Raw genomic sequence first — 13,427 nt, 5'->3', positions numbered from 1 at the left:
GTGAAGAACTTCAATAAGCAAATCACTTTATCGCTGAAAAATCCGTTTATTTTACATCATGACGTTTACGGACAAAAAGTCCTTCCGGGATTGGCTTATATTGATATGTTTTATCAGATTTTCAAAGAGCGCGGCTATTCATACGACGGGCTTCAGCTGCGCCATTTATCCATATATCAGCCGCTTATTGCGAAAGAAGATAGCGCCGTCAAGCTTACGGTTGAATGTACAAAGGTAAAAGAAGGGCGCTGGAAACTTACCGCAAAAGGGGCTGAGGTCAGCGGCGGACGCGTACAGCCGGAAGAACGTATTTACGTCAAAGCGGAAATGCACGAGACGGCACCCGCAGTTTTCAGTGACACGCTTGATCTTGACTCTGTCAAACGCGAGGCGGAACGCACCATCGATTTAAATGAGCTGTATGCACAATGCAGAAGCCAGGAATTGGTTCACAGCGGATATATGAAAGCAGAAGGAGAAGTGTTTGAGGAGCGGGACGGCGTCACCTTTGATGTATCGCTCGGAAAAGACGCGATGGGACAGGCCGGGGGGTTTTTGTTCCATCCGACTCTTCTTGACGGAAGCGGCGTCGGCGCAAACCTATTGATCTCATCGCTGTTAAATGGGGAAAAGAGGCTGTTTCTGCCTCTTTTCTACGAATCTTTTACAGCTTCCGAACCTTTGCAGGCCGGCTGCATCACGAGAATCAAACGTTCGTCGCTTCGGCAGGAAAAGGAGCTCATTTACATTACACTGGAGTTTTTTAACGCATCCGGCCGGAAAGTAGCCGAGCTGAAAGATTTCACAAGCAAGCTCGTGCGGGATGCCGAGCTGATCAATACAGACCGTAAGCCTGCTGAGAAGTCTCCTGAAAAAGCCGGTTTACCGGAAGTTGCGGCATCGCTTGAAGGCGGACACCCGCATGAGGAAGCAGAACGGTATGTCATGAATCTGATGGCTGAAAAAATCGGCAAGCCGCTTGAACAGATTGATTCTCAAGTCGGCTACTATGAAATGGGGCTGACATCGTCCGGACTGCTTGACGTCGTCGAAACGATCAGCGAAAAAATCGGCGAAACCCTTTCTCCGACTTTGCTGTTTGAATATACGACGGCAGCAGAGCTGGCAGCTTTCCTGACTGAGCAGTACGGGAGCCATTTCAGCGCGCCTCCGGCAAAAATGGAGAAGCCGGTTGAGACGCAAACAGAGAGAAGACGGAAAAGCAGTGTTCCGCAAGATGAAGATATCGCCATTATCGGCATGGCCGGCCGCTATCCGCAGGCCGAAAATATTCATGAATTCTGGGAAAACCTGAAAGAAGGAAAAAACTGTGTCACCGAAATTCCGGAGTCTCGCTGGGACTGGCGCCGGTTTGAAAATGTAAAGTCGCCTTCCGGAAAGAGCATTTCAAAATGGGGCGGATTTATTGATGATCCGGATTGCTTTGATCCCCAATTTTTCCGGATTACGCCGCGGGAAGCTGAAACAATGGACCCTCAGGAACGGCTGTTTTTACAAACATGCTGGGAAACGATTGAGGATGCCGGATATACGCCGAAGTCGCTCGCAGAGGCGCGCGGACGGAATAAGAGACAGCGCGTCGGCGTCTTCGCAGGGGTGATGCATAAGGATTATACGTTGGTCGGGGCTGAAGCTTCTTCTGAAGATCATGTATTCCCGCTTTCTCTTAATTATGCGCAAATCGCAAACAGAGTTTCATATTTTTGCAATTTTCACGGGCCGAGCATGGCGGTCGATACGGTCTGTTCATCTTCGCTGACTGCGGTTCACCTTGCTGCGGAAAGCATTCGGCGCGGGGAATGTGAATCGGCGGTTGCCGGAGGCGTCAACTTGTCGCTGCATCCGAATAAATATCTGACATACGGTTTATGGGACATGTTTTCAACAGACGGGGTTTGTCATACATTCGGGAAAGACGGAGACGGCTATGTACCGGCTGAAGGAATCGGTGCCGTTTTATTAAAACCGCTGCGAGAGGCGGTAAAAGACGGAGACCGGATTTATGCGGTGATAAAGGGCAGTGCCGTCAATCACGTGGGGACAGTGAGCGGAATTTCCGTGCCGAGCCCTGTCGCGCAGGCTGATTTGATTGAAGAATGCCTGGACAAAGCGGGCATCGATCCGCGCACGGTCAGTTATATTGAGGCGCACGGGACGGGAACTTCTCTCGGCGATCCGATTGAGGTTCAAGGCCTTGTCAAGGCGTTCCGCCAGTACACACAGGACAAACAGTTCTGTTCGATCGGATCAGTGAAGTCCAATATCGGCCATGCGGAATCGGCGGCGGGCATCAGCGGCTTAAGCAAGGTTGCCCTGCAGCTTCACCATAAAACTTTGGTGCCGTCTCTTCATTCCGAGGAGCTGAATCCGTATTTAGATTTTGAACAATCACCGTTTTACGTCCAGCATCATACCGAAGAATGGCATCAGCCCTCAGTGACGGAAAACGGAAATGAGACCGTATATCCCCGGCGTGCAGGCATCAGTTCTTTCGGGGCGACAGGTTCAAACGTGCATCTCATTCTGGAGGAATTTATCCCTGAAGAATCACACGGAACAGTGGCTGAACCGGCAGAAGAACAGACATTCATTTTTCCGGTTTCAGCCCGGAATGAAGAACGGCTAAAAGAGTATGTTGCGAAGCTGTCTGCATTTATTCATCCCGGCCTGCCGCTTGAGGATGCGGCGTATACACTTCAGATCGGCCGTGAACAGATGGAGGAGCGGGTTGCGTTCACCGCTCAGAATATGACACAGCTCAAAGAGCGGCTGGAGGGCTTTCTGGCGGGTAAAACGGTCAGCGGGTGCTGGCGGAACCGAGCCGATAAAAGCAAACAGGCAGAGCTTGCTCCGGACTTGATACATAAATGGCTTTCCTCCGGGAGTCTGGGGATGATTGCCGAAAAGTGGGCCGGCGGAGGAACGATGGATTGGAATCTCTTGTACGGTGAAAACAAACCGAATCGGATCAGCCTGCCGACATATCCGTTTGAAAAAATCCGGTATTGGGTGCCGAAGGCGGAGAAAAGAGAATCGCTGCCGCAAAAAAGGGCAGGCATGCTGCATCCGCTCCTTCATGAAAATATATCAAACATGTCAGGCGTCCGTTTTCGGTCCTCTTTTAGCGGCGGAGAATTTTTCCTGAAAGATCACGTCGTCAAAAACGAGCGGACGTTACCGGGCGCGGCTTATCTGGAAATGGTCCGGGCGGCCGTTGAACACGCGGCAGAAACGAAGGAAGAAGGAACAGTCCGTCTGAAACATGTCGTATGGATACGTCCGTTTACAGCGGCGGATGAGTCCGCGGAACTGTATCTCCGCCTTTATGACGAAGAAAATGGGGAGATGGGATTTACGGTTTACAGTGAATCGGCTTCCTCGGAAGAAGAGCCCGTTCTCTATGCGCAAGGAAGCGCGGCATTTGTCCGAGCGGGCGAACCGGCCAAAATCGAGATTGACAAATTAAGAGAGTCACGCCGTCTGATCACACCTGACGCTTGCTATCAGGCATACAAACAGATGGGGATTGAATACGGGGATGCTCACAAAGCGGTCACGGAAATCTATGCAAACGACAGCAAAGTGCTCGCAAAGCTCTCACTCCCGTCATCTATTTCTCATACAAAAGATCAGTTTGTCCTCCATCCGAGCCTTTTGGATGCGGCCTTCCACGCGACAATCGGGTTAATGCTTGACAGAGACGGGACTGACATACGGCCGATGCTGCCGTTTGCTCTCGAACAGATTGATGTGTTGAAAAGCTGTAAAAGTGATATGTGGGTATCCATTGCGTACAGCGGCGAAAGCAAGCCTGAAGATGCTGTGCAGAAGCTGGATATTGATTTGTGTGACGAACAAGGCAATGTATGTGTGAAAATGACTGGTTATTCCGCACGGGAAATTGAAACGGATAAAACAGATACACTATTTTTTGAACACGTATGGGAAGAGAAGGCCGCTGTACATGAAAAAGCGCCGATCCATTTCAAAGCCCGTCACGTGATGATATCTGACCGGTTTACGGACCAAATGAACAGCATACAGACAGACTTCAGCTGTCATGTGCTCCGTGATCAGCATAAGAGTGAAGACGAACGGTTTGAAGCTTGTGCGCTTCAGGCGTTCGAAGAAGTGAAGAAAATCCTCGCTTCAAATTCCGGCGGGCGCGAGCTCATTCAGATTGTCGTGCCTCAAGAAGCGGATACGCAGCTCCTTTGCGGCTTAACGGGGCTTTTGAAAACAGCGGCGCTTGAAAACCCGAACCTGACCGGCCAGCTGATTGAAGCGGAGCCGGACGTCAAGGCAGACACGCTGTCCCGATATGTAAAAGAATGCAGCGCTCATCCTGATGACAAGCATATTCGCTATGAAAACGGCAATCGCTATACGGCACAATGGCAGGAAACAGGGCTGGAACAGTTCGGCGCCGAAAAGCCGTGGAAGGATAAAGGTGTTTATCTGATCACAGGCGGTGCGGGCGGTCTAGGATTTTTATTCGCCAAAGAAATCGCCCGGCATGCAAAAGACGCCGTTCTTATTTTAACGGGGCGTTCTCTGTTGGATAACCGTAAAAAAACCCAGCTTCAAGAACTGTCCGATCTCGGCGCGCAAGCCGTGTACAAACAAACGGACATGACGGAAAAACAAGAAGTTCAATCGCTCATAGCGGACATCTGTCGGCAGTACGGCGGATTAAACGGTATCATACACAGCGCCGGAACGATAAAAGACAACTATATTCTGAAAAAGCACAAAGATGAGATCCGTGATGTACTGGCGCCGAAAGTCTCCGGACTGGTTCATCTGGATGAAGCGGCAAAGGACATTGAGCTGGATTTTCTGATTCTTTTCTCTTCCGGAGCCGGAAGCGCCGGAAGCGCGGGTCAGGCTGATTATGCGATGGCCAATGCGTTTATGAACGCCTTCAGTGAAAAAAGAAACCGTAAAAAAGCCCGAAATGAACGCTATGGACACACCCTTTCAATCTGCTGGCCGCTTTGGAAAGATGGCGGCATGACGGTTGATGCTGAAACGGAAGCCATGCTGACAAAAGAAAGCGGCATGGTCCCTATGCAAACAGAAAACGGCATTCAGGCTTTGTACCGCGGGTGGGCGGCAAACACATCCCAAGTCATGGTGACGGAAGGCTACGCCGCAAAAATCCGGGCGTTTCTGAAAAAATCAGCGGAACAGCCGGATAAGGGCAGCGAAACCGAAGAAACGGCAGGTCTTACAGCGGGCGGAGAGAACATGCTTGCAGAAAAAACGGAGCATTTCTTGAAACAAGTGTTTTCGGAAGTGACCAAACTTCCTGTCGGCAAAATTGACGCCAAGGCGCCTATGGAAGACTACGGTATTGATTCGATTATGATTATGCATTTGACGGGCCGGCTGGAAAAGAGCTTCGGTTCATTGTCAAAAACATTGTTTTTCGAATATCAGAATATCGAATCGCTGGCGCAGTATTTTATGAAAGCACACCGGGACACGCTGCTGGAAGTGACCGGGATGAAAACAGAAGAAACCCCTGCAGCCAAACCGGCGCTGTCTGAGAAAGCGAAAGTAAAGCCCGTTTTCAAACGGAATGAAGGCAAAAAAGGCTTTGCGCAAGTCCGTCCAGACACGCGGGAAAATCCAGTGACGGAGCGTGAAGATATCGCGATTATCGGTATGTCAGGACGATATCCGCAGGCCGAAAATCTTCAGGAATTTTGGAAGAACTTGAGTGAAGGCACTGACTGCATAACCGAAATTCCAAACGATCGCTGGGATCACAGTCTTTATTACGACGCTGATAAAGATAAAGAAGGCAAGACGTACGGAAAATGGGGAGGATTTTTGAAAGACGTGGACAAATTTGATCCGCAATTCTTCTCTATTTCGCCCCGGGATGCAAAATTGATGGACCCGCAGGAGCGGTTATTCCTGCAGTGTGTCTACGAAACGATGGAAGATGCCGGTTACACGCGCAAAAAGCTCACGGAAAAATCGGGTGATTTGCTTGGCGCCAATGTCGGTGTTTACGTCGGCGTCATGTATGAGGAATATCAGCTTTACGGAGCCGAAGAACAGGCGCGCGGAAAATCGCTTGCGCTGACCGGAAATCCGTCATCAATTGCGAACAGGGCTTCCTATGTATTCGGTTTTAACGGTCCGAGCATGGCTCTGGATACGATGTGCTCTTCCTCTTTAACAGCCATTCATCTGGCATGCCAAAGCTTGCGGAACGGGGAATGCGAAGCAGCATTTGCCGGGGGCGTCAATGTATCCGTTCATCCGAATAAATATTTGATGCTCGGCCAGAACAGATTTTTATCAAGCAAAGGCAGATGTGAAAGTTTCGGAGAAGGCGGGGACGGTTATGTGCCCGGTGAAGGAGTGGGAGCCGTACTCCTTAAGCCGCTTTCTAAAGCAAAAGCGGACGGTGATCATATTTACGGCCTGATCAAAGGAACGGCCGTGAACCATGATGGAAAAACAAACGGGTATTCCGTACCGAATCCGAACGCCCAAGCCGCGGTGATCAAACAGGCGTTAAAAGACGCGGGAACCGATCCGAGGGCGGTCAGCTACATCGAAGCCCACGGCACCGGAACTTCACTCGGCGATCCGATTGAAATCACGGGTCTGACAAAAGTCTTTTCAGAACAAACACAAGATAAACAGTTTTGCGCCATCGGCTCAGCGAAATCCAATATCGGGCACTGTGAAAGCGCGGCGGGCATCGCGGGTCTGACGAAGGTGCTCCTGCAAATGAAACATAAGCAGCTCGCACCGTCACTGCATTCCCGGACGCTTAACCCTAATATTGATTTTCTCGCTACGCCGTTTAAAGTGCAGCAGACGCTTGAAGAGTGGAAAAGACCGGTCATAAATGAAAACGGAATAAATAAAGAATTGCCGAGAACCGCGGGGCTTTCCTCATTCGGAGCCGGCGGTGTCAACGCTCATATCGTCATCGAAGAATATTCAGCTGATGAGGATAAGGAGACGGCTTTTGCCGCGCCTCATCCGTCGATGATCGTCCTTTCCGCGAAAAATGAGAAACGGCTTCAAAAACGGGCGGAACGTCTTCTTGATGCGCTGCGGAGCGGGCGTTACCGGGAAGCGGATCTGAGCCGGATCGCATATACGCTTCAAATCGGCCGTGAACCGATGGAAGAGCGTCTCGGAATGATTGTCAGCAATTTGCGCGAGCTTGAAGAAAAGCTTGACGAATTTACGGGCGGCAAGGAGTCAATTGACCAGCTCTACCGCGGACAAGTCAAACAGAATAAAGACACGATGGCGCTGTTTGCGGCTGATGAGGACATGGAAAAAACCATTGAGGCGTGGCTTGAAAAAGGCAAAGCCGCAAAGGTATTAGAGCTTTGGGTGAAGGGTCTTCCGCTGAATTGGGATAAGTTGTATCAAATGGGCAGACCGCAAAAAATCAGTCTCCCGGCCTACCCGTTTGCAAAAGACCGTTATTGGATCGACATATCAGCAGATGCAGCTGTCAAAAGACCGGGCGAAACACAGTCTGCGCCGATCGCACCGGCGGCCGCCCCGGAACCGGTCATTGAAGTAACAACTCTTCACGAGGAGACTGCCAAAGAAAAACCGTCAAACATTTCATTGCAGCCTTTGAGCGGCGCGAAACCGAAAAGAACCGTACAGTCTGTTTCCCGTCCGGCGGTTTCCGTTGAAAAAGTAAGTGCCGTATTGACCGAAAGTTTGGCAGACGTTTTATATATGGATGCCGACGATATCGACGCAGACGACACATTTATTGATATCGGCATGGATTCAATCACCGGTCTTGAATGGATAAAGGCTGTTAATAAAGCATACGGCACGTCCCTTACGGTGACGAAAGTATATGATTATCCGACAATTCGCCAGTTTGCGGCTTTCTTGCAAAAAGAGCTCGGGACAGAACCGATCCTTGAGGAAGCAACCGAACCGCAGAAAACAGAGGCCGTGAAAAAACCGTCAAACATAATGCTGCAGCCTTTAAACGCTCATAAGCAGCATGTGACACAAGCAGAAGCGGATATTCTGGAGGCGATGTCTGAAACGGCAGCTTCCGCCGAACCGGAAGAACCGATTGAAGCAGTGCATGACGAGTTATCAAAAGCACTGGCTGATGTATTGTACATGGAGCGTCATGAAGTAGATATTGATGAGGCCTTTATTGACTTGGGTATGGATTCGATTACCGGTCTTGAATGGATAAAGGCCGTCAATAAACGGTACGGCACGGACTGTAACGTAACGAAAGTGTATGATTATCCGACAATCCGCCAATTTGCCGATTTTCTGCGTACGCAGCCGTCCGTCCGCGGCAGAAAAAAACAGGCGGTTCCCGTACGTCCAAAGCCGCTTACACAGCAACACGCCCTGCAGGAGAAAACACCTGCCGAGCCTGAGAGATTAACGGTTCAAAAGGAACCTGAACCGGTGCAGGCCAAACGGGAGCCTAAAGACGAGATAGCGGACGCGATAGCCATCGTCGGCATGTCGGGCAAGTACCCGGATGCGCCGGACCTAAAGACGTATTGGGACAACTTAGCCCGTGCGAAAAATGCCATTCGCGACATCCCGCTTTCCCGCTGGGATGTAGACAAATACTATGATCCGGCCTTAAACAAGAAGGGCAAAGTATACTGCAGATCAATCGGTATGCTTGACGGCATTGAAGAATTTGATCCGCTGTTCTTTAATATTTCTCCGTCTGAAGCGGAACTTATGGACCCGCAGCACCGGATATTTTTACAGGAAGGTTTTAAAGCCTTTGAAGATGCGGGTTACAGTTCAAAAGAATTAAACGGGAAAAATTGCGGCGTTTATTTGGGGATTATGAACAATGAATACGGCATGATGTTAAACAAACATCAGACAGGAGGAAGTGCGACGGGCAACAGTTTCAGCATCGCGGCGGCCCGCCTGCCTTATTATCTCAATTTGAAAGGTCCGGCCATTCCGATCGATACGGCATGCTCTTCATCTCTTGTCGGGACTCATTTGGCGCGTCAGGCGCTGTTGAATCATGAAATTGACATGGCGCTTGTCGGCGGCGTCACCTTGTATTTAACGCCTGAATCATACATCAGCATGTGTGAAGCCGGAATGCTGTCTCCTGACGGCCAATGTAAAGCATTTGATAACAGTGCGAACGGATTTGTGCCCGGCGAAGGCGCGGGGGCGCTCGTTTTGAAGAGGCTGAAAGATGCGGAAGCCGATCAAGACCATATTTACGGAGTCATTATCGGATCTGGAATTAACCAGGACGGAAAAACCAACGGCATTACCGCACCAAGCGCGAAAAGCCAAATGGATTTAGAGCGCCAAGTGTATGAAGCGCACAACATCCACCCTGAGAGCATCACCTATGCGGAAATGCACGGCACCGGCACAAAGCAGGGGGATCCGATTGAATTAGAAGCCCTGTCTTCTGTATTTAAGGAAAAAACGGACCGCAAACAATTTTGCGCCATCGGTTCGGTTAAATCGAATATTGGGCATACGTCGGCGGCGGCAGGTGTAGCAAGCGTCCAGAAGGTTCTGCTGTCGATGAAGCATCAGCAGCTTGTGCCGACCCTTCATTTCAGCACGCCGAATGAACATTTTGATTTCGATGACTCGCCTTTATTTGTCAATACCGAACTCAAACCTTGGGAAACAGGCGGAGCACCGCGGCGGGCCTGTGTCAGCTCATTCGGCTACAGCGGCACAAACGCTCATCTCGTTATCGAAGAGTATCAGCCGAAAGACCGGGGAAGCCGTAAGCCTGATGAGACAAACATTTTTGTGCTGTCGGCGAAAAAAGCGCCCCAGGTAAAAACCTATGCCGAGTCTGTGATCGAATTTGCAAAAGCCAATCAGAATATCAATCTTTCAGATATGGCGTACACGCTTCAAACCGGGCGTGATGCGAAGGATTACCGTCTTGCGGTTACAGCCGGTTCGAGAGAAGAACTGATCAGCCGTTTAACCGATTTTGTAAACGGAAATACGGGTGAAGGGATATATGAAGCCCATATCAAAACGGCTAAAAAAGAAATTAAAGCATTTGAAACGGACGATGACCTGAAGCAGCTTGTCAGGTCATGGTTCAATAAGAAAAAATACGCCAAAATAGCGGAATTGTGGGCTAAAGGGCTTCAGATGGACTGGGACAGACTCTATCAAGGCGAAAAACCCCGCAGAATCAGTCTGCCGGCTTACCCATTTGCGAAGGAGCCGTACTGGCTGCCTGAGCCGAAAGCCGTACCGCAGGAAACAGAAGACCGGCGCAAGGCTGTGCTTTTAGAAAAGCAATGGGTTCCGTGTGAGATCGATTCGGCCGGTGAGAAAAGCGGCAGGACGGTCATGATTCTGGCTGATGAAAGAACAGCGGAGCTAGCCGAAGAGACTGCGAAGCATTTCACTGACTCGTTCATTCTCCCGGTCGATTCTGCTGATACTGCAGCTAGCGATTGGAATCACATAGATGGCGCAATCGATCTGACGGGATGCGGAGACGAAGACCCTTCACTGAAAGGGATCAGCCGGCTCCAGACTCTGATTGATACAAGCCGCCGGCAAGCGCGGCCGCTGACGCTGCTATATGTAACAAAAGGATTGGAGCCATTTCAGCAGAAAACGATTCATCTTGCAGGAGCGGCAAAAAGCGGCCTGTACAGAATGCTTCAAAATGAGTATCAAAACGTGACGTCAAGACACATGGATGCCGATACAGATACGGATCAGCAGACGCTTGCCAAACAGATTGCAGATGAATTTTCGGCGGACAGCACAGAACCGGAAATCTGCCGCCGAAACGGACAGAGATACCGTGCTTTATTCAGGGAGATTCCAAGCGGGAAGCGAGCAGAACATAAGCCCGCACCGTTTCCTGAAGACCATGTGCTTTTCATTACCGGAGGAACGAGGGGACTGGGTCTCTTATGCGCCCGCCATTTCACAGAAAAACACGGCGTGAAAAAAGTAGTGCTGACAGGCAGGGAGCCGATTCCTCCCCGCCATGAACGGTCAGCCGTTAATACAAGGCTGAAAGAGAAGATACGGGCGATTGAAGAGCTTGAAGCAAAAGGAGTGCAAGTGGCGGTGATCAGTCTGAAATTGTCTGATCATGATGCGGCGGCAGCGGAAATTGAAACGATCCGGCGCACGATGGGACCGATAGGCGGCGTCATTCACTGTGCGGGATCGGTTAATTCAGTAAATCCGGCGTTTATCAGAAAGACTGCCGACGACATACAAGAAGTGCTTGAACCGAAAGTCGCCGGGCTTCAAACATTAAGCAGCCTTTTCACAAATGATCCTTTGCAATTTTTTGTCTTATTTTCTTCAGTATCTGCAGTCGTTCCGGCGCTCGCGGCGGGACAGTCGGATTATGCGATGGCAAATGCGTACATGGATTATTTCGCGGCGGCTCATCAGCATCAATATCCGCTGGTCAGCATTCAATGGCCGAACTGGAAGGAAACCGGATTAGGTGAAGTCCGCACAGAAAGCCTGAAGCAGACCGGGCTGCTGGGACTGTCCAACGCGGAAGGACTTGACTTGCTGGACCGCATTTTATCTGAAAACATCCGCCCGTCCGTTCTGCCGGCTATCGTTGATCGGAGCGAATGGCATCCTGACAGGCTGCTCTGTCAAGTGAAAACACAAAAAGCCGAAATAAACGGCAAAGCCGCGGAAAAACATTCAGACAGAGACCTGCTTCTTGATACGAAGGCGTGGCTTGTGAAATTGTTTTCCGATGAGCTGAAAATCGCTCCGGAAGAACTGGAAACAGACGAACCGTTTCAGGATTACGGGGTTGATTCGATCATTTTAGCGCAGCTTTTACAGCAAATGAATCAAGCGCTCAAAGAGGACTTAGATCCGTCTGTTTTATATGAACATCCGACGATCGACGCGTTTGCCGAATGGCTTGTATCCAATGGGCAGCCGCTGCTTGCAGAAAGGGAGGAACCTGATACAGAAATCTTGGTTCCGGCTGCCGTACAAACGGTTCACACTGAACAAAAGCGTGATGCCGTAACTGAAGACATTGCTGTCGTCGGAATGAGCTGCCGTTTTCCGGGAGCGGAATCGTTAGACCAATATTGGGACTTGCTGAGAAGCGGCAGGTCCGCAATCGGCTCCGTCCCGGCGGAACGTTTCGGATATGCAAATCAATACGTTGCGGGATTGATTGACAATATGGATCACTTTGATTCCGAATTCTTTTTCATTCCGGAAAACGACGCGAAAGCGATGGACCCTCAGGCGTTGGCGGTGTTGGAAGAGAGCTTGAAACTTTGGTGCCATGCCGGCTATACCCGTGAAGAAATCAAGGGCATAGAAGCCGGTGTGTATATCGGAGGCCGCAGCCAGCACCAGCCTGATCCTGAAAGTCTTGCGAATACCCGCAATCCGATCGTTGCGGGCGGGCAGAATTATTTAGCGGCAAACGTTTCGCAATTTTTTGATCTGCGCGGGCCGAGCATCGTGCTTGATACGGCTTGTTCATCGGCTTTGACAGGAATGAACATGGCCGTTCAGGCACTGAGAAGCGGCGATATCAAAGCGGCGGTAGTTGGCGGTGTCAGCCTGCTGAACACGGATGCGGCGCACCGGATGTTCCAAGAGCGCGGACTGTTAAACGAACAACCGGCATTTCACGTATTTGACAAGCGTTCAGGCGGAGTCGTCCTCGGTGAAGGCGTCGGCATGGTGCTGTTAAAAACAGTAAGCCAGGCGCAAAAAGACGGCGACACGATATACGCGGTCATTAAGGCCGCCGCCATGAACAATGACGGCAGAACGGCAGGCCCGTCAGCCCCTAATATGCAGGCGCAAAAAGACGTTATGCAAAGCGCGCTTTTCAAAAGCGGCAAAAAGCCGGAAGACATCAGTTATATCGAAGCAAACGGATCGGGTTCCGCTGTAACTGATTTGCTTGAGCTGAAGGCGATTCAATCCGTATACCGCTCTGGCCAGCATGTTCCGCTCGGCATCGGGTCAATCAAGCCGAACATCGGGCATCCGCTTTGCGCAGAAGGCATCGCAAGCTTCATTAAAGTCGTATTAATGCTGAAGCATAAACAAACGGTTCCGTTTCTCTCAGGAGACGAACCGATGCCGCATTTTGATATAACAAAGACAGATTTTCATTTCCATAAAACAGCCGGCGAATGGGATGCAGCCAGACCGTCAGCAGCCATCAACTGCTTTGCCGACGGCGGAACGAACGCCCACGTCATTCTGGAAGCTTGGGAAGAAAAAGATACCCGAATGAAAAGAAAGCCGCTGCCGGTACCGTCATTAAGACGTAAGGCTCTGGTAAAAGAGCCTGACGCACCGGCGGAGAAACAAGAGCTTCCTGCGAAAAAAATGTTCTGGAAAGCATTTAAATGAGAGAGGAGTGGGAA

At 50.4% G+C, this 13,427-nt stretch carries 1 protein-coding gene; it reads left to right on the top strand.

The window, feature by feature from the left end:
• Entirely contained in the window at positions 1–13,413 is a 13,413-nt protein-coding gene (locus AR442_RS10905) for a type I polyketide synthase (RefSeq protein ID WP_053284978.1), read from the top strand.
• Positions 13,414–13,427 lie beyond the last annotated feature (14 nt).

Source organism: Bacillus velezensis, from assembly GCF_001461825.1.
In the GTDB taxonomy this organism is placed as follows: Bacteria; Bacillota; Bacilli; order Bacillales; family Bacillaceae; genus Bacillus; species Bacillus velezensis.
This window is presented reverse-complemented; position numbering and strand designations above follow the sequence as displayed.